At 45.4% G+C, this 18174-nt stretch carries 17 protein-coding genes; 13 read left to right on the plus strand and 4 right to left on the minus strand.

The genetic code is table 11. The annotated features are described in order from the left end of the window. Positions 1-92 precede the first annotated feature (92 nt). Positions 93-2093 carry an OmpA family protein gene (locus BWI96_RS13455; RefSeq protein WP_198555256.1) on the minus strand — a complete coding sequence of 667 codons (2001 nt, stop codon included), beginning with the start codon at positions 2091-2093 and terminating at the stop codon, positions 93-95. 431 nt (positions 2094-2524) lie between these two features. Here BWI96_RS13455 and BWI96_RS13460 point away from each other — a divergent pair, with 431 nt between their 5' ends. Further along, the gene (locus BWI96_RS13460; RefSeq protein WP_106637139.1) at positions 2525-3280 is read left to right on the plus strand and encodes a hypothetical protein; all 756 of its coding nucleotides are present in this window, start codon (positions 2525-2527) and stop codon (positions 3278-3280) included. Positions 3281-3414: 134 nt separating this feature from the next. Beyond that, positions 3415-4056 (plus strand): pseudouridine synthase, encoded by a 642-nt coding sequence (locus BWI96_RS13465; protein WP_232793728.1) that lies wholly within the window; start codon positions 3415-3417, stop codon positions 4054-4056. Between the two features lie 61 nt (positions 4057-4117). Here BWI96_RS13465 and BWI96_RS13470 read toward each other — a convergent pair whose 3' ends face one another. Next, complete coding sequence (locus BWI96_RS13470) at positions 4118-4432, minus strand: DUF721 domain-containing protein (protein ID WP_106637141.1); 315 nt, start codon at positions 4430-4432, stop codon at positions 4118-4120. A gap of 227 nt (positions 4433-4659) precedes the next feature. Between BWI96_RS13470 and BWI96_RS13475 the strand changes: the two genes are divergently transcribed. From BWI96_RS13475 to BWI96_RS13500, 6 genes are all read left to right on the plus strand, one after another. Beyond that, entirely contained in the window at positions 4660-5874 is a 1215-nt protein-coding gene (locus BWI96_RS13475; RefSeq protein ID WP_106637142.1) for a glycosyltransferase family 4 protein, read from the plus strand. A 32-nt stretch (positions 5875-5906) separates the two neighbouring features. After that, positions 5907-6440 (plus strand): AAA family ATPase, encoded by a 534-nt coding sequence (locus tag BWI96_RS13480; protein ID WP_106637143.1) that lies wholly within the window; start codon positions 5907-5909, stop codon positions 6438-6440. 118 nt (positions 6441-6558) lie between these two features. Next, positions 6559-6843, plus strand: a complete 285-nt coding sequence (locus BWI96_RS13485) for a hypothetical protein (protein ID WP_106637144.1) — start codon at positions 6559-6561, stop codon at positions 6841-6843. Positions 6844-7200: 357 nt separating this feature from the next. Continuing rightward, complete coding sequence (locus BWI96_RS13490) at positions 7201-7887, plus strand: OmpA family protein (RefSeq protein WP_106637145.1); 687 nt, start codon at positions 7201-7203, stop codon at positions 7885-7887. A 193-nt stretch (positions 7888-8080) separates the two neighbouring features. After that, positions 8081-8932 (plus strand): UDP-2,3-diacylglucosamine diphosphatase, encoded by an 852-nt coding sequence (locus BWI96_RS13495; protein WP_106637146.1) that lies wholly within the window; start codon positions 8081-8083, stop codon positions 8930-8932. A 3-nt stretch (positions 8933-8935) separates the two neighbouring features. Beyond that, positions 8936-10024: a glycosyltransferase family protein gene (locus BWI96_RS13500; RefSeq protein ID WP_106637147.1), complete on the plus strand. Its 1089-nt coding sequence runs from the start codon at positions 8936-8938 to the stop codon at positions 10022-10024. Here BWI96_RS13500 and BWI96_RS13505 read toward each other — a convergent pair. Next, on the minus strand, positions 10004-10906 hold the full coding sequence (locus tag BWI96_RS13505) for a polyphosphate kinase 2 family protein (RefSeq protein WP_106637148.1): 903 nt from the start codon (positions 10904-10906) through the stop codon (positions 10004-10006). The genes BWI96_RS13500 and BWI96_RS13505 overlap by 21 nt on opposite strands. 101 nt (positions 10907-11007) lie before the next feature. Here BWI96_RS13505 and msrA point away from each other — a divergent pair, with 101 nt between their 5' ends. The 3 genes from msrA to BWI96_RS13520 all read left to right on the plus strand — a co-directional run bounded on the left by msrA (position 11008) and on the right by BWI96_RS13520 (position 12989). Beyond that, positions 11008-11688 (plus strand): peptide-methionine (S)-S-oxide reductase MsrA, encoded by a 681-nt coding sequence (msrA, locus tag BWI96_RS13510; RefSeq protein ID WP_198555257.1) that lies wholly within the window; start codon positions 11008-11010, stop codon positions 11686-11688. A 245-nt stretch (positions 11689-11933) separates the two neighbouring features. Beyond that, positions 11934-12752 (plus strand): 3-methyl-2-oxobutanoate hydroxymethyltransferase, encoded by an 819-nt coding sequence (panB, locus tag BWI96_RS13515; RefSeq protein ID WP_106637149.1) that lies wholly within the window; start codon positions 11934-11936, stop codon positions 12750-12752. Between the two features lie 12 nt (positions 12753-12764). Continuing rightward, entirely contained in the window at positions 12765-12989 is a 225-nt protein-coding gene (locus BWI96_RS13520) for a DUF2905 domain-containing protein (RefSeq protein ID WP_106637150.1), read from the plus strand. Positions 12990-13400: 411 nt separating this feature from the next. Here the strand turns inward: BWI96_RS13520 and BWI96_RS13525 are convergent, their stop codons facing one another. Then, the gene (locus tag BWI96_RS13525; protein WP_232793729.1) at positions 13401-15710 is read right to left on the minus strand and encodes a TonB-dependent receptor; all 2310 of its coding nucleotides are present in this window, start codon (positions 15708-15710) and stop codon (positions 13401-13403) included. A gap of 340 nt (positions 15711-16050) precedes the next feature. Between BWI96_RS13525 and BWI96_RS13530 the strand changes: the two genes are divergently transcribed. Together BWI96_RS13530 and BWI96_RS13535 are read left to right on the plus strand one after the other, a co-directional pair. After that, the gene (locus BWI96_RS13530) at positions 16051-16563 is read left to right on the plus strand and encodes an RNA polymerase sigma factor (protein ID WP_106637152.1); all 513 of its coding nucleotides are present in this window, start codon (positions 16051-16053) and stop codon (positions 16561-16563) included. A 113-nt stretch (positions 16564-16676) separates the two neighbouring features. Then, positions 16677-18161 carry an NAD(P)/FAD-dependent oxidoreductase gene (locus BWI96_RS13535; RefSeq protein ID WP_106637153.1) on the plus strand — a complete coding sequence of 495 codons (1485 nt, stop codon included), beginning with the start codon at positions 16677-16679 and terminating at the stop codon, positions 18159-18161. Positions 18162-18174 lie beyond the last annotated feature (13 nt).

Consider the following 18174-nt stretch of genomic DNA (forward strand, 5'->3'; position numbering starts at 1 on the left):
AGTTATTTAACTTAATAAATTGATAAATAGTTATTGAATGGAAACAAAAAATGCCGACGAGATCCGTCGGCATTTGATTACCTGAGCCATTTTTAATCCAGGCTGATAATTTTGAATTCGGTACGACGGTTTAGCTGATGTTCTTCTTCCGTTTGTGCATTAGGAATGAGTAACTGACTTTCACCATAACCTTTCGCCGTGATTCGATCGGGAGAAATACCTCGGGAAAGGATGTAATTAACAGCAGACTCGGCCCGTTGCTGAGAAAGCTTCTGGTTATAGGCGTTAGTACCCCGCGAATCCGTGTGCGAACCTAGCTCCAGTTTAATATCAGGGTTATCCTGCAAAATCCGAACCACTTTATCCAGCTCAATCGAAGCATCGGCCCGGATGTTAAATTTATCAAAATCGTAATAGATCGTTTCAATTTTAAAGGCTTTGGAAAGTTCCGTTCCCACTTCTTTCTTGAGCATATCTACCGTTGCATATAGTGTGGTGTCGGTAATGGCCTTCGTAAGTCGATCCGCAGGAATTGCTTTCCCTTCCGTTTCGAATAACTCCTGCTTTTTGATGTATTCCGAGCGTTCAACTACGATGTTATAATCTCGACCAATGCGGATGGGATAAACGCCAAATTTACCATCGGCGTTGGTTACCGCTTCACCAATAGTTGTTTCATTTTCATCAACTACTGCTACTTTCGCTCCGTCCAGCGGTTGCTGGGTTTTGGCATCAATAATGGTTCCGGCAATAAAGTAACGAACGGATTTACCCGGTTTATTATCCGGGTTTTTAGGTGTTAAAGGCGGTTGCTGAGCAATCTGAACGGGCTCATTACTGGACTCGAAGTAATAAATATCATCGTCGCCCTTACCACCGTCACGGTTCGAAGCAAAGTAACCCCGGGTGGAGTCGGCCCAAACCAGACCAAAGTCATCGGCTTTGGAGTTAAAAGGCTGTCCCAGGTTCTGCACCTGAATCACCCCTTCGTTACGGGTGGCTTCAAATAAATCAAGTCCGCCAAAACCTGGGTGCCCATCAGAGGCAAAATATAATTTGGCATCGGGCGAAACGTAGGGGAAAATCTCATTACCGGGGGTGTTGAGCTCACGTCCCATGTTAGCCGGACGACCAAAACGGCCCGATTTATCAATGTTCACTCGCCATAAATCCAGTCCGCCCGAACCACCAGCCCGATTGGAGCTAAAGTAAAGCGTTTTGCCATCGGCTGAAAACGAGGGCGAGCCATCCCAGGAAGCCGAATCACTAAAGGCCAGCCGCTCGGGTTCAGCCCAGCCCGTGCCAGCATTACGACTGATGTAAAGATCCACGTCGGCAGATGTGTTCCCCTCGCCTTTGCTACGGCCCGTATTACCTCGGGCGAATACCATCATTTTGCCATCGGCTGAAAACACGGGAGTGCCTTCGTTCATGTTCTCGCCAAAAATGCTCTGACTGAATAGTTCTGGCGTACTCACTTCGGTAGGAGAGGTTAACTTAGCCTTGTAAAGACCCAGCATGGGTTGACCGTTGGCTTTATAGATACGGTCTTTTCGGGAGGCAGTGAATACCAGCTCATTTTGTACCAATACCGGAGCAAATTCTGAAGAAGCCGAGTTTAGGTTCGAAACGTTAGTAATCTTGAAAGGACTTACTTTCTGACTGATGGAATCAAGCAGGGTTAAGTTATCCAGCTCCCGGCGAGCCAGCGAAAGCAGGTTGCGGTTATTACCCTTTTGCTTGGTAAATCCCCGTAATTGATCGGCGGCTCCATTGTAATTTCCCTGAGCTTTCAGGGCATAGCCATAGTATAAACGTAATGTTGGTTCTTTACTGCCCGCTTCCAGAGCCTTCTGATAATAATCAGCCGATTGAGCAATGCGATTAGAACGGCGGTAACTTTCGGCAATGTATAGATTCGCTTTAGCGGCATCCTGAGGAATCGCTTTTTGAAATTGCTTGATGGCTAATTCATATTCACCGTTTTCGTAGTGACTTTCGCCCTTTTTAAAAGCCTGCATCGCCGAATTACAAGCGGCCAGACAGACGCTTAACAGGAGTAGAAAAATACGGGAAGTAGTAATCAACTTCATAGTGGCTGCGGTAGTTTGCGGGTTCAAGTTAGGTAAAATCCGACGATCAGTACTTATGGCTGAAAGGAAGGCTTTTCTTCTCTAAAAAAATTACCAGATAAAATTCAGACCTCCGGGAATGTTTCGGTACATTTTTCGTTACTAGAAACGGATAATTACTGCCCAATCATCTAATGAAGCAAAGAATTTATTTTATCTTTGCCGCCCCTATTTACTGGTTTTTGTTAATTATTTAAAAATCAGTCAGTTACAGCAGGGATGTTGCAACACGAAGTTTTGGGTTTTCAGCATTTGGCTGCCCGGGTCTATTACCAGAGAATATAGCTATAAAAACGGCTGAAACCCGAGAAGGTTTTCGCAAGAAAAAGCTTTCAGGCCATATTCGAAGGGAGACCCTTTAACCCATACTTTCTTCAAATTTAACCATAGTTATGGCACAGCAAGAGGAGTCTTCACGTAGACCCCGCAAAACCAATTCAGAAGGCCGCACTTTTTCAGGTAGCCGCCCCGAACGTCGTACTGACGAATTCCGTCCTCGTCGCAGCAGCGAAGGAGACTCAGAAAACAGACCCCGCCGCTCATTTGATAAACCTCAGGGCGAACGTTCGTTTGACAAGCCCCGCAGTAGTGGTCGTTCCTTTGACCGTTCCAATGATCGTAACTCCGATTCTCGTCCTGAACGTAACTTTTCCCGTGGAGATCGTAACGCGGATTCACCCCGTAGTGAGCGTAGTTTCGATAAGCCTCGTGTAGGGGGGCGTTCTTTCGACCGCTCCAGTGATCGGAATTCGGATAATGCTCGTGGGGAGCGTTCGTTTGACAAATCCCGCAGTGGAGGCCGTTCGTTTGATCGCTCCAATGATCGTAATGCAGACGCACCTCGGGGTGAACGTTCGTTTGATAAACCCCGTAGCGAACGCAATTTCGACTCGAAGCCCGGTTTTTCCCGTGGCGATCGCCGATCAGACGCACCAAGAGGGGAGCGTTCATTCGACAAACCACGCGGCGAACGTAACTTCGATGCTAAACCAGAGCGTAGCTTGACAAGCCCCGCCGGGATGAAAACAAGGATCGCGAAACGCCCAATCGTTATGGCAAGCGGGCCGATCATGATCCTACTCGCAAGAAAGGCCGTTTTCAGCGTTCGGATGACGCCGAAAACATCAAAACGCCTACGTATAATTTAGACAAGTACAAAGAAAACGCTCCTGAGAAAATCCGTAAGAAAATTGATAAGACGGAGAAAGAAGGAAGAAATACTACGCGGCTGAACCGATACATCGCTCTTTCGGGAGTTTGTTCGCGTCGCGATGCAGATGCTTTGATTGAAGCCGGAGAAATTTCAGTAAACGGTAAAGTAGTCAAAGAACTCGGCTATCAGGTGAAAGCCGGCGAAGTGGTTCGTTACGGTCGTCGCACGCTCAATCCTGAGAAGATGGTATACGTGTTACTCAACAAACCGAAAGATTTCATTACTACGGTAGAAGACGACATGGATCGTCGCACCGTGATGGAACTGGTAAAGGCCGCCGCTGGCGAACGCATTTATCCTGTAGGCCGTCTGGACCGCAACACAACGGGTTTATTACTGTTGACGAACGACGGAGAGCTAGCCGAAAAGCTGACGCACCCTTCTAACCAGATTGAGAAAATCTATCAGGTAGAGATTAATAAACCCATCACCACGGAAGATTTCGAGGCCATTAAAAATGGGGTGGAGTTGGAAGACGGTTTCATCAAGCCCGATGAAGTAAGCATCATTACGCCAGACGCTCAAGTGATAGGCATTCGGATTCACTCGGGTCGGAACCGCATTGTTCGCCGGATTTTTGAGAAATTCGGTTATGATGTAACCAAACTGGATCGCACGGTTATCGCGGGCCTCAATAAAAAAGAGTTACCCCGGGGACAGTGGAGATACCTGACTGAAAAAGAAGTAATTCGATTGAAATATCTGGTATAAAAAGTAAAGGGCGATTGATCAATTCAATCGCCCTTTTTTATGTGTAACCCTGACGGATAGCTTAAATAAAAATGACTTCACGTACGACTTCTTCGCCCATTTCGCGGTTTAATAGTTCGATGAGCTTCGTTTTAGCCAACACTAATTCCTGTCGCAAAGGGGCCGAAACAATCTGCACATAAAGCGTGCCTTCAGAAACGTACAAACGTCCGGTTCGGCTGGCGATAGACTTGCCCACCAGTTTTTCCCAAAAGGCCACCAGATACGTTTCACTGTACTTATTTTTCAGTTCATAAGCCCGGAGCATCTCGTCGATGGCTGCTTTGATGGTCGTAGTGCCCGGTTTTCGGGAGATAGGCTCGCGGGTAATTGGCATATTCGTGGTGTTTGCGGGCAAAGGTACAGTGACTATCAGCTAAATTCAATGATTCATTTCTAAATGATGGCATCAAAGAGAAAACAAAATCCATTTTTCTCATTTTATTTTGTTTCCCTAGTCAGTAATGCCTAATTTTTAGCTGGTCTTATTAATTCCCTGTGATAATCTAAAGTTTTGTTTATTATTTGTTAGTTTCGTGTTAGATATACAGAGGTAAATACTCAATGCTCCCCAAAAAGATCGTATACGTTTATCAGTTTTTCAGAACACCCGAAGAGGGCGGCATTATTCGCTCGTATTACCTCTCGCGGTCTCTGGTTGATGCCGGTTACGAGGTAGAAGTGATTACGAGTCATAACGAAAAACAATACGCCTGCAGGCAAATCGAAGGCCTTACCGTACATTACCTACCGTTACACTATGAGCAGCGTTATGGCACGTTTCGCCGGCTTTATGTGTATCTGGCTTTTGTACTGAAGGCCATTGGTTGTGCTCTACGCATCAGGAATGTGTATCGCTGTTATATTGCTTCGGTGCCGCTGAGTGTGGGTTTTATCGGGGTGGCCATGAAGTGGTTCAAAGGCGTTCCCTACTACTTTGAAGTGGGCGATCTTTGGCCCCGCACGCCTATTGAAATGGGGTATTTCAAAAATCGTTTCCTGCAAAAACTTTTATATGGCTTAGAGCACCTGTTTTACGAACAGGCCGAAAAAGTCATTGGGCTTTCTCCGGCGATTCAGAGTGATATTGAAGAGCGGATTAACCGCCCTGTAGCTTATATTTCTAACATAGCCGACTGCGAATTTTACCAGCCTCGTTCAAAAGATCCGGCTTTGGAAAATCGCTGGAATACCGCCGGAAAAACGGTTATTACTTACTTTGGTTCCATTGGAAAGGTCGTAGCTCTGGATGCTCTCCTTGACATTGCCCGGCTGGGTCAGAACCGTACCGATCTGAGTTTTCTTATCGTTGGTACGGGTTCGGAGCTGCCTCATCTCAAGCAGAAAGCCGTGGGCCTGGATCATGTTCAGTTTCTGGGTCATGTCAATAAAGGGCAACTTCGGGACATTCTTAGCATCACTGATGTAGCGTATTTGTCTTACCTGGATGTGCCGGCGTTGGGTACCAACTCTCCCAATAAACTTTTTGAAGCCCTGGCGGCAGGAAAGCTATGCGTTATTAACATTCGAGGCTGGCACTGCGACATGATTGAAAGCGAAGGATGCGGGTTTTACGCCGATCAGAAGAATCCTCAGCAGTTTTACGATAAACTGAAACCTTACCTTCAGCAACCCGAATTTCTTCATCAGGCCAGTGAAAATGCCCGGCGACTGGCCGAAACTCAATTTTCCAGACAAAAACTGGGAGCAGATTTCGTAGCTTTGTTCAACGTTGAGCAGCCTTCCCTGCGTCGAAATCACGTATTAGTGAACTCCTGAACCGTCATTAGTGTAAGCGTATTCTTCTTCGGATGATTAAAAAAGTAGTGTTAGTGGGCCCGGAATCTACGGGTAAAAGCACGCTGGCCCGCCGCCTGGCAGAGCATTTTAATACCGTTCTGGTGGAGGAATATGGCCGGATTTACTGCGAAAAATTTGGGAATGACTGTGATGCCATGGATCACTGCCATATTGCCGCCGGCCAACTTTTTCTCGAAGAGCAGGCGTTGCCTAATGCCCGGCATGGTCTTCTCATTTGTGATACAGATTTGTTGGTTACCCAAACTTTTGCAGAACTATACCTGGGGCAGTCGCCGGAGCTGATTCAAAAATGGGCGGCCAGTCAGTTTTATGATTTGTATCTATTGTTGAATACGGATGTACCCTGGATCAACGACAGTATTCGTTTATTTGCAGATCGGCGGCAATGGCATTTTGATCGGCTGAAAGCTTTACTCGAAGAGCAACAACGGCCTTACGTCATCATTTCAGGCGATTATGAGCAACGTTTCAGGCAAGCGATTCGAGAAATTGAGGCAATTCTCAAACCAGAAACAATACTTTGAGGTATTAATAAAGAAGTTTCTTTTAAACCTGGACCATCCTATTGGTGTCTGGTATGAAAGTAAAATTTATCAGCGTTTTTTTCGTTAAAGTAGTTAGTATTTGAATTGTATAAAAGACATGAAACGTATCTCAAAATCGCTCCTGCTTTTGGTATGCAGCGTTGGACTTTTGGCAGCCTGCGAGCGTGATCCCGTTAATGACCTGGACCCTAAGGACTCTCAGGTATTCATTACCAACCACGCGACTACCAATTTTACGGGTTATAAAACCTTTTCGATCCCCGATTCGGTGTTGGTAGTAGAAAATGAAAAATCAACGAAAATGGTACGTACCCAGGATCTGATTTTCATTGACCGCATTATTACTAATTTGACTAATCGGGCTTTACCCGCGTGCTCGTAACGCCAAGCCCGATCTGGAGGTAACTCCCGCTCAAATCAGCTACTCGCAGTCGGGGTATGTGCCTACGTATAACCCTTGGTATTATGATCCTATTGGGGCTATGGGAATGGCTATGGGTATGGTTACGGCTACGGTTACGCTCCGTATTACAGCTATTACTCGTACAGCGAAAACTACTGGTACATTCGTATCGCCGACGTTAAAAATGTAAGCAACAATCAGGCTACGGTTGTTTGGGACGCCCAGATTCGCGGGGACGGAATTTATGATACTTCATCCGTAGGAACAGTGGTGGATGGCATATTTGCTCAGTCTACTTACTTGAAAGCCAATTAATTGTATTAATCTAGTCTTCTTATGAAACGCCTATTATTGCTGGCTTTTGTTGGCTTGTCTTTCGGGGTAAGTGCTCAGCAAAACCCAGGACATTATAATAAACAGGATTACGAGTATCGCAGTGTTCCGACTCGTACAATGAAATCTCCTTTCGAACGGTATACGCACTATCAGATTACCGCCCGCTATGGCGTAGCCTCGCCGCTGGGAAGTTTGAAAGATTATGCCGGAGGAATGGCTAAGTATCATTACAATCTTTCAGGAGAGTTCGTAACGCCGAAGAATTACTCCTTCGGTTTGCAGTTCAATTATTCCTATTTCAAGGATCGATTGCCCCGCCGGATTTATACCTCGGGTAATCAGGACATTTCCTCTATTGAAACGCACTCGTTGGGAGCTACTTCATTTCATGCTTTTGGGAAGTACCATTTCGCGTCACCGAATGCCCCCGTTCGGCCTTACGCCATGTTAGGTTTGGGAGCTACCGGTATGCGGAATCTGACTTATTACGGCTACCTGGAAGATGGAAAAAGCACGCTGGCGTTTAGTGGTCAGGCTGGGGTAGGAGCCCGTTTCCTGTTTGCTAAAAATGGAAACTTCGGAGCCGACGTTCAGGCTACTTATTTTTACTCGCCTTTCAAAAGTAGCTATGTATCTAATGTAGCAAATGTATCGGCTTCGGCTGGTTTGTTTTACCGCTGGTGGTAAGCTCATACACGTTTAGAAAAAGCCGCTGAGTTACTCAACTTAGCGGCTTTTTTATGGATAATTACTAGAATTTTGAGTGAAAAAGTTATCAGAATATCTAATGTGAAGTAATTGTTAACCAGTGAGTTAGAACTTTATTGATATAGTAAAATGAAATTCAAGCGTGGGTCACAGATAGGCGGTAGTTTGCAGCATGGATGTACGCACGCATTTTCGCACCATTGTCCTGTCGGATATTCACCTGGGTTCGAAGGGAGCCAAGGCCCGGGAGGTCACCGCTTTTCTTAAGCAGTATACCTGCGATAAGCTTATTCTCAACGGCGATATTATTGATGGCTGGCAGCTAAAAAAATACGGCAATAGCTGGAAGAAAAAGCATACTTCGTTCTTTCGTCAGGTCCTTAAAATGATTGAGGCCTACGACACGAAAGTCATTTATCTAAGGGGTAATCACGATGATTTTCTGGATCATGTGTTACCCATCAAAGTTGGAAAGTACTTTTCCATCCGCCGGGATTATATCCTCAAAACCCAGAAAAACCAGCAATATTACGTCACCCACGGCGACATTTTTGACCGTATTACCACGCACCTGAAATGGCTGGCTTACGTAGGCGACGTAGGGTATAACCTGCTGCTGGGAATCAATAAGTTTTATAACCACTGGCGGGCCTGGCGTGGATTGCCTTATTACTCCCTTTCGCAGGAAATCAAGCATAAAGTCAAAGCGGCGGTTAATTACATCTCCGATTTTGAAGAGAAACTAGCTGATCTGGCTGAGTCCAAAGGATGCACTGGGATCATATGTGGGCACATTCACCAACCCTCCATTCGCATGATCGGTTCTGTACAATATCTGAATTCCGGTGATTGGGTGGAATCACTTTCGGCTTTGGTGGAAGATCACGAAGGAAACTGGAACCTGCTTTATTATACGCCCATTTCTTCGAATTTACCCCTGGAAGAAGAAATATCTGAAGACGATCAGGAACAGGAAGATGACATTCTCAAAAGCCTTATATCTTTGAGTTCAGTCAAAGGCTAAGGTATGCGAATTCTTTTTTTTATTCAGGGCGAAGGTCGGGGCCATCAGACCCAGGCTATTGCGATGGCCGAGATCCTGCAAAAAGCCGGACATGAATTAGTAGGAGCAATTGTCGGCACAACCCAGGGCCGGGGCATTCCGGTCTTACTCGAAAAACACCTGTCGGTAGAGATGCGGGCTTTCCCTAGTCCGGCTTTGCTCTATAGCGAAAAAAGTAAATCGTTAGCCGTCTGGAAAACCTTTTGGGAAAACCTCAAACAGGGTAGCGTTTATATGCAGCAGGCGGGTAAAGTGGAGGCCTATATTCAGGAAAAACGTCCTGATGTGATTATCAATTTTTACGAAATGCTTTGCGGCTTATGGCGATTTCGGTATAAATCCAGTATTCCGGTGCTTTCCATTGCCCACCAATATTTATTACAGCATTCGCAGTTTAGACTTCCTACCAGTAGTTTTCTTCATCACCGCATTGTCAATACGGTTACCCGACTTTCAGCGTTGGGAACTACTCGTAAACTGGCTCTTTCCTTTTACGAAATGCCTGATGACACGAAGCAGGATATTTACGTCATCCCTCCTTTACTGCGAGCAGAGGTAAAGGATTTAGTCCCGCAAAAAGAGGATTTTATTCTGGCCTATATGACTCATTATAAGCTGGAAGATGACCTGCGGGATTGGTGCCGTCGCCATCCAGAAACAACCGTAGTAGCTTTCTGGGCTCATCCGCAAGCTCAAAAAATTGAAACGCCCTTACCCAATTACAGCCTGCATCGCGTGGATGCTCATTTATTTCTGGATGCCATGCGTCGTTGCCGGGGATTGGTGAGTACTTCGGGTTTTGAAGCCATTTGTGAAGCGATGTATCTGGGTAAGCCCGTGATGCTTTTTCCTACGCCCCAGCATTTTGAGCAGGCCGTTAATGCCATTGATGCCGCTCGGGCGGGAGCAGGAATTCAGGCCACTTCTTTCCTTGAAATGGATCGATTTCTCGATTACCTGCCTACTCACCAGCCCATTGAAGACACCTTTCGCCTTTGGCAGCATCAATTGGAAGAAAAAATCAGGCAGCAACTAGTCGCCGTTACTGGCTGATTGTTTTTTGATGATATTGATAAACTTAGAGAGTTCCTCCTGACGGGCTGGGCTAGATTCGGGATAACTCATAGGCAAAGTTTTGAGCTTTTCCAGAATAAGTTGACTAACAATGAGTCGCATGTTTTTCTTATCGTCCGCCGGAATAACGTACCAGGGAGCTTTGGGTGTAGAGGTCTGGTTGATGACTTCCTCGTAGGCCTCTTGATAGTCGTCCCAATATTCCCGTTCTTTTACGTCGTTTTCCTCAAACTTCCAGTTTTTAGAAACGTCTTCAATCCGGCTGATGAGGCGTTTGCCCTGTTCTTCTTTAGAAACATTGAGGAAGAATTTCATGATGTGAATGCCATTCCGCACCAGATACTTCTCATAATTGGCAATATCCTTATAACGATGTTTGAAGAGTTTGTCCAGGTCTTTGGTCAACTCTTCGGGTAATCGCTGGGTATCAAGAATGATCTCGGGATGAACTTTTGTCACCAGAACTTCTTCGTAATAACTCCGGTTGAAAATGCCAATGGTGCCCCGCTGTGGAGCCCGGAGGCTGGTTCGCCAGAGGAAGTCGTGTTCCAGTTCGAGCGTAGAAGGACGTTTGAAGTTATGAATCTCCACGCCGAAGGGATTCACTCCACTCATGACGTGCCCAATGGTGCCATCTTTACCCGCCGCGTCCATGGCCTGAAAGATGAGTAATAAACCAAAGCGGTTATGAGCGTACATGCGGCTTTGCAGCTCGTCAATCTCTTCGCGGTATTCCGCTAAAAGGCTTTCGTACTCTTCCTTCGTTTTGTAGAGATCCTTGATTTGAGTCGAATGGTCTTTGATTTTAAATTTGTCAGAACCCGTTATGCAAAACGGTTTGGTATCGAGATTTAATTTCATACAGATAGGGAATGTTGGACTGCTCTAAATTGCTTGAATTAAGGTAATAATATTCTTTTACTTAGGTAAACTATCCTGGTTCTGTTCCTGTTATCTATCTAATGAAAACAATATTTCGAACGCTCAAACTAAGTCTCCTGTCTGTGGCCACGCTCTTTGCGTGCCAGTCGCCGGCTCAGGAGCAGAAGAAAGCTATGACAACGGATAAACCTCTGCCTAAAACAACCGTACAAGTACCCGCTGGACTCGAAGTAGCCACCTTAGGATCGGGCTGTTTCTGGTGTACCGAAGCGGTCTTTCAACGGTTGGATGGTGTAGTAAAAGTAGAATCAGGTTATTCCGGTGGTTTTGTGGAAAATCCTTCCTACAAAGACGTTTGCACCGGTCGAACCGGACACGCTGAAGTAACGAACATTACTTACGATCCCAAGAAAATCAGCTTTGCTGATCTGTTAGCCGTTTTCTGGCGGACACACGACCCAACCACAGTTGATCGGCAGGGAAATGACGAAGGGCCTCAGTATCGTTCGGCCATTTTCTATCATAACGAAAAACAGAAAGAAGAAGCCGAACACTGGAAGAAAGAAGTAGACAAGGCCAAGATTTACCCCGATCCGCTGGTGACGGAAATTACGCCTTTTACTAATTTTTATAAAGCCGAAGCTTACCACCAGGATTATTACAACCAGAATGGCCGTCAGCCTTACTGTTTGTTTGTGGTAAGACCCAAGGTTGAAAAGTTTGAGAAAGTTTTCAAGGATAAACTCAAACAACATGACTAATCAGTTTCGTCTGATGGAAAAGTCCCTGCCTTCACCCGCAGGGATTTTTTGTTTACACCCTACAAAACCTAAATTCGCAGCTTATTTTATTTGTTTTCAGTTTGCGGAGGTCTGTTTTCAGTTGACGATAACCAGAAACGTACCCGGCTTAATGCTTTGTGAAACGCTGTGTTGAGACCTTGGGTCTTCAGGGTAAAACTGAAAACGATTAATCACAAACTGGAAATTGAAAACGGAAAACTACTATGTCTGTTCATAATCCTGATATTAAGCGGGTTACTACGCATACCCTGCAAGAATTAAAATCCAAAGGCGAACGAATCAGTTGTTTAACGGCCTATGATTACTCCATGGCCAAGCTTATCGATGCGGCTGGCGTAGAAGTTATTCTCGTAGGAGATTCCGCTTCGAACGTGATGGCGGGGCATGAAACCACCTTGCCTATTACCCTTGACCAAATGATTTACCACGCTCAGTCGGTGGTTCGGGCCGTGAAGCGAGCCCTGGTCGTAGTGGATTTACCCTTTGGCAATTACCAGGGAAACTCCGAAGAAGCCCTGCGTTCGGCTATTCGGATTATGAAAGAATCGGGAGCTCATGCCGTGAAACTGGAAGGCGGAGCCGAGATAAAAGAATCCATTGCTCGGGTGCTGAGTGCAGGTATTCCAGTAATGGGACATTTGGGATTGACCCCGCAATCTATTTACAAATTTGGCACTTATGCTGTGCGAGCAAAGGAAGAAGCAGAAGCTCAAAAACTGCGTGACGATGTTCGTTTGCTGGAGGAGTTAGGTTGTTTTTCTTACGTTCTCGAAAAGATTCCGGCTCAGTTGGCCGCTGAAGTTACGGCTTCGGTGCACATTCCTAGTATTGGAATTGGAGCTGGGGGCGGTTGCGATGGTCAAATTCTGGTCATGCACGACATGTTAGGAATTAATCAGGAGTTTAAACCGCGTTTTCTGCGTCGCTATGCCAATGTCGCCGAGGTGATTCAACAGGCAGTATCGAGTTACGTAGACGATGTGAAAACGAAAGACTTTCCTTCGGCAGCGGAGGAGTATTAATCAGCAAAAGGCATGAATCCAAACTTGGGCAAAGGACTGATCATTCTGGGCGGGATTGTAATGGTACTGGGAATCGTGATCTACTTTTTTCACGATAAACTGCACTGGATAGGACGATTACCCGGCGATCTACGTCTGGAGCGGGAAAACGTTCGGATTTACATGCCCATTGCTACCTGCATCCTCGTAACCATCATTCTCAATGTAATCTTGTGGCTGATTCGTCGCTTGTTTTAGCTTTTAGAAACGGGCTAAAATTTATAATTGTCAGACTTCAATACACTGATTGGGAATCGGAGGGTAAGACAGATACATTCTTTCGTTCAAGCCTGTTCTCTCGAACGAAAGGAGAGCCCTTCTTTAAAACGGGTAGGCTTCGAGGTCGATAAGAAATCACTTACGAAAGATAACATTGACTAAGAATTTACAGAATAATTCTGTCGAGTTGCTGTTTGGTAATAAAATGAAGACATAATGTAACAAAAGCTCCCAATTTGTCCGATTTTTGTGGAATTATATTCCCATTGATGGGGAAAAGTGTTGAAAAGTGAAAGGCATATAGCTTAGCTTCGAAAGGTTAATGAATAGTTAATATACATAGCAAAGCCCCAGCACTTCAAAGAGCTGGGGCTTTGCTATGTACTGGTTTTAAAAGTTGAATTTCGTTCGAAGGCTGATATTTATTCCCTGTTCGTCAGCATAATACCGAAAACGGTCTAGATAATCTCGGTAAGCAGTGTTGAATATATTTTGAACGCTCAAGCTCACATCCAGATTCTTTTTATGAAGTGGAATGGAAGTACCTAACGCCGCATTCCAGAGCCAGTAGGCTGCTGGTGGAGGAGCAAAGTCACTGTTTGGGGGGACCCTGATTTGCTTGGCTACGTAGGAATGGCCCGCCTGGAGGTAAAGTTTATCCAGTCGCCAACCGGGCTTTGTCCATGCATAACGAAGCGAGTTTTCCAGCCGATCAGGAGGAATTTGAACTAGCCGAACGTCGTTTTTAACGTCCATTACCCGAACCATTGCATATTTACTTTGTATAGTTAAATGATTGGTTATCAAATAACTAAAGGAAAGGTCAATTCCCTGAAAAAGAGCATCTACCTGTGTATATTTAAAATACGGAAATGCCCCCCGGATGGTAAGGATAGGCGTAGCCTGGGGTTGCAGGTAAATAAAATTATGGATGTAATTACGGTAGAAAGAAACTTCAGCCGTCAAGCGTTTGCTACTGTATTGAGTCGTCCAGTCAAGATTAAAAGCCGTTTCGGGTTGCAGGTTGGCGTCGCCTTCTTCATACGCTGCTGCTCCGTGGTGAACGCCTGCACTGTATAATTCATTGATGGAAGGAGGCCGCCAGGCCACCCCAGCATTCAGCCGTGTATTCCATGCTTTCCCGAAGCGACGCACGAGACCCAAACTGCCCGATACGTTACCAAATCGCATATACTTATATTCCCGAACTCCGCGACGAGGAAAAAGAGTAACTCGCTGATAACGAAAGTCATATCGTACGCCTGCCTCTAGATCCCATTGTTCACTGCTGTACTTTTCAAGCCAGAATAACCCCGCTGTTCCTTGTCTGAAATTAGGAATCAGGGGCCGGCCATAAACCAGATTTCGTTGGTATTGAAGACTTAATCCTGCTGATCCCGTGATTCTTTGGGCAATGGGTCGATGCTCGTAAACCAGATCTCCCGTATAGGTCGAGATTTCAAAGTTAAGTTCAGGTCGGTTTAAAGCCGCTAAACTATCATTTCGGGGTCGGTGAAGATCGTACTCTGCCCGTTTGTTTCGTTGACGAGCCAGCGTTAACGACCACAGGCCTTTTTCGGAGGGTGAATAACTGATTTTCAGCTTCTCAAGACTATGGGATACTTGCTGATAAGGACGCCCAATGGCATAACTAAAACCACTTTTTACGAACGGTTCTCCATTTTTAAGTACATTTTCCAGGTCACTAACACTGCCAATGTGCGAACCACTGAAAATACCTAGTTTAGTATCAAAATGGCTGGCGAATCCTTCCAGATTCCAGTTACCGTGACGGTAACCCACCGCCAGCGAATAGTTACCTTCGGCAATGCCCGTGTTATCTAAAAAATAATGAGGAGTTCGAATATTACCGCCCCTTTTGAGCGTTCCCTGTACCCGCCAGCCTAATCCGGGTAGTGCTTTTAAGCCCCCTTCTACCTGTAAAGAAGCTACGCCCTGACGCCCATTAGAGAAGCCAACTAAATTTGCTTCGCCTTGTATATCAGTATGTTGTGAAATAGGGGCAGGCTCTACCAGCACCACTCCGGCAATTGCTTCAGGACCATAGCGAACGCCAGCGGCTCCTTTTACCACCGTAAGTTGTTTGGCAACAAAAGGGTCAATTTCGGGAGCGTGTTCGCTGCCCCATTGCTGTCCTTCCTGACGAATGCCATTGTTCAAAATCAGGACTCGATTGGAGTGCATGCCGTGAATAATGGGCTTACCAATGCTACTGCCCGTTTGAAGGGTTGATACACCCGTAACGTTTTTCAAAGCATCGGCCAGACTTTGCCCCCGGGTCTGATCCAGAGCTTCTCCCGATAACACCGAACGATTCAGCGTAGAATTCTCCAGCTTATGAGCCGTAACGGTTACGTTTTGCAGGTGAATGTCTTCTTCTTCCAGATGAAGATTTTGCTCTACTTCTTCATGAATAAGATTAACAGAAAGAGTATCAGACTGATAACCAATGAGTTTACAAATTAGAGTATACTTACCCTGGCACAAACCCCTAAGCACATATTTCCCGGAACCGTCGGTAAGAGTCGTCCGATTTATTTCCGGTAAGAACAAAACAGCTCCGGCGACGGGTTTGCCGGTTTGATGCTCATTCACTTCTCCTTTCAGTACACAGTTACAATTCTGGGCTCGCACCGACCCCGTTAGTAACAGTCCCCCAATCAATAACCAACGCATCATGAATTCCATCGCTTGAATGTAACGACAAAAGTAACGTATGTGCAACAGTATTGCAAAAAGACAGATTATGGAATGAATTTTGAGTGTATATGACCAGGTAGGTTGTTTAATAATTTATTAAAATCAATTAGTCAAAAGGCTGTGGCCCGGTTTTTTAATATTAATTCCCGATTGTTCAACCTAGAGTCCAGTTTTGTTAAACACCTGATTTGCTGGGTGAAACCTGATTTGAACCGTTCGATCAAAAATTCACGCAAGATTTTTTATTGCTAGGACATAAACATAATATTGTTTAACCTAATAAATAATTTCATTAAACAAACGTCGCCTTATTCAGCCCATGACTGCTCTTGAATTTACTCATCACGTTGGACACGTCTCGAAATCACTGCGGCCTTTTGCACTACGATTAACGAAGGATGTTGAAGAGGCCAATGATTTATTACAAGACACGTTACTCAAAGCTTTCACCAATCGTGATAAGTATGCGGACGGCACTAATATCAAAGCCTGGCTTTATACGATTATGAAAAACACGTTCATTACAAACTATCAGCGGATGGTGCGTAAGAACACGTTTATTGATACATCAGACGACTTATATTACTTAAACTCGCTGGAGAGTTCTACCGACAATCAAGCTTATTCAACCTTTGCTCTGGAAGACATTAATGCCGCCATTCACGTATTGGACGATTCTCACAAAACGCCCTTTATGATGTATTTTCAAGGCTACAAATACCACGAGATTGCTGATCGTCTGCAAATTCCCATCGGTACCGTGAAGAACCGAATTCACTTGGCCCGCAAGGAATTAAAAGATCAGTTGAGCATGTACGAATACGCGTACTAGGACCTTCATCTTGATTAGAATAACGAAGCCGGATTCTCCCGGCTTTTTTTGTGTCTACTCCCCAAACAATTTGACTTCGTCCCAGTTAGACTGGTAGTATTTTAAGTAATTTCATGGGCAAACGAGTAATTGTTATTGGTGCCGGTTTTTCGGGCTTAGCCGCCGCCACCGCTCTGGCGGATCAGGGGTATGAAGTAACCATACTAGAGAAAAATGAGTCGGCTGGAGGACGGGCCCGAAAGTTTGAAACCCAGGGTTTTGTCTTTGACATGGGCCCGAGTTGGTACTGGATGCCCGATGTGTTTGAAAAGTATTTTGCTCAATTCGGTAAAAAGCCTTCCGACTACTACCAGCTCATCCGTCTAGATCCTTCCTATTGCGTGGTTTTTGGCTCTAACGATGCCGTAGATCTTCCCGCCAGTTTGCCCAAACTTGAAGCTTTGTTTGAAAAGCTGGAACCCGGTGCCGCCCAAAACCTTCAAAAGTTTCTCAAGCAGGCAGCCTATAAGTATGACGTCGGAATGAATACATTCGTCTGGAAACCCAGCCGAAGCATTACCGAGTTCTTGAGCTTTAAATTACTGCTGGACGTGAGTCGTCTGGATGTGCTGCAATCGTTTCATTCCCATATTCGGAAATACTTCAGGCACGAGCGAATTCTCAAGCTCATGGAATTTCCAATTCTGTTTTTAGGAGCCCTTCCTGAAAACACACCGGCTATGTACAGTTTGATGAATTATGCGGAAATTGCTCTGGGTACCTGGTATCCCATGGGCGGCATGCACGAAATCGTCAAAGCGATGGTGCAGCTGGCCGAAGAGAAAGGCGTTCAGATTAATTACGAAGAAGAGGTGCAGGAATTGGTCATCAAGGATGAAAAGGTACGGCAAGTTGTGACCACGACGGGCACTTATCACGCCGATGCAGTGGTAGCGGGGGCCGATTATCATCACGTAGAAGATCGGTTGCTGAAACCCGAGTATCGGAATTATTCCGAAAGCTACTGGCAAAAGCGAATTCTGGCTCCGTCCTGTGTGCTATATTATTTAGGGGTAAATCGCCGGGTAGATAAGCTGATTCATCATAACTTATTCTTTGACGAAGACTTCGGGCTGCATTCGCACGAAATCTATACCGAGCCGAAATGGCCCAGTAAACCTTTGTTTTACGTATCCGCTCCCTCCAAAACCGATCCTTCGGTGGCTCCTGAGGGTTGTGAGAATTTATTCGTTCTCATTCCCGTGGCTCCCGACCTGGAAGGGGATACCGAAGCCACTCGTGACTATTATTATAATATGGTTATGGAGCGGCTGGAGCGTTACGTAGGTCACGACATTCGCAGTCATGTGGTTTATAAACGTAGTTACGCCCATTCGGATTTTATACAGGATTATCACGCCTTTAAGGGTAATGCTTACGGATTAGCTAATACGCTCAGCCAAACAGCTTTATTAAAACCTACGCTTAAAAGTTATAAGGTAAAAAATTTGTATTATACTGGTCAGTTAACGGTTCCTGGCCCCGGCGTACCGCCATCCCTGATTTCGGGACTAGTGGTAGCTCAGGAATTAGACCGCGAACAGAAAAAGAGAGTATAGTTTTTTTAGGGTT

It is taken from the genome of Siphonobacter sp. SORGH_AS_0500, assembly GCF_002838835.1.
Lineage (GTDB): Bacteria > Bacteroidota > Bacteroidia > Cytophagales > Spirosomataceae > Siphonobacter.

What these genes read in the sequence shown, in the direction of transcription:
- BWI96_RS13455 (WP_198555256.1), bottom strand. Translation starts at nt 2,093, where the DNA reads ATGAAGTTGATTACTACTTCCCGTATTTTTCTACTCCTGTTAAGCGTC.
- BWI96_RS13460 (WP_106637139.1), top strand. Translation starts at nt 2,525, where the DNA reads ATGGCACAGCAAGAGGAGTCTTCACGTAGACCCCGCAAAACCAATTCA.
- BWI96_RS13470 (WP_106637141.1), bottom strand. Translation starts at nt 4,432, where the DNA reads ATGCCAATTACCCGCGAGCCTATCTCCCGAAAACCGGGCACTACGACC.
- BWI96_RS13475 (WP_106637142.1), top strand. Translation starts at nt 4,660, where the DNA reads ATGCTCCCCAAAAAGATCGTATACGTTTATCAGTTTTTCAGAACACCC.
- BWI96_RS13480 (WP_106637143.1), top strand. Translation starts at nt 5,907, where the DNA reads ATGATTAAAAAAGTAGTGTTAGTGGGCCCGGAATCTACGGGTAAAAGC.
- BWI96_RS13485 (WP_106637144.1), top strand. Translation starts at nt 6,559, where the DNA reads ATGAAACGTATCTCAAAATCGCTCCTGCTTTTGGTATGCAGCGTTGGA.
- BWI96_RS13490 (WP_106637145.1), top strand. Translation starts at nt 7,201, where the DNA reads ATGAAACGCCTATTATTGCTGGCTTTTGTTGGCTTGTCTTTCGGGGTA.
- BWI96_RS13495 (WP_106637146.1), top strand. Translation starts at nt 8,081, where the DNA reads ATGGATGTACGCACGCATTTTCGCACCATTGTCCTGTCGGATATTCAC.
- BWI96_RS13500 (WP_106637147.1), top strand. Translation starts at nt 8,936, where the DNA reads ATGCGAATTCTTTTTTTTATTCAGGGCGAAGGTCGGGGCCATCAGACC.
- BWI96_RS13505 (WP_106637148.1), bottom strand. Translation starts at nt 10,906, where the DNA reads ATGAAATTAAATCTCGATACCAAACCGTTTTGCATAACGGGTTCTGAC.
- msrA (WP_198555257.1), top strand. Translation starts at nt 11,008, where the DNA reads ATGAAAACAATATTTCGAACGCTCAAACTAAGTCTCCTGTCTGTGGCC.
- panB (WP_106637149.1), top strand. Translation starts at nt 11,934, where the DNA reads ATGTCTGTTCATAATCCTGATATTAAGCGGGTTACTACGCATACCCTG.
- BWI96_RS13520 (WP_106637150.1), top strand. Translation starts at nt 12,765, where the DNA reads ATGAATCCAAACTTGGGCAAAGGACTGATCATTCTGGGCGGGATTGTA.
- BWI96_RS13525 (WP_232793729.1), bottom strand. Translation starts at nt 15,710, where the DNA reads ATGATGCGTTGGTTATTGATTGGGGGACTGTTACTAACGGGGTCGGTG.
- BWI96_RS13530 (WP_106637152.1), top strand. Translation starts at nt 16,051, where the DNA reads ATGACTGCTCTTGAATTTACTCATCACGTTGGACACGTCTCGAAATCA.
- BWI96_RS13535 (WP_106637153.1), top strand. Translation starts at nt 16,677, where the DNA reads ATGGGCAAACGAGTAATTGTTATTGGTGCCGGTTTTTCGGGCTTAGCC.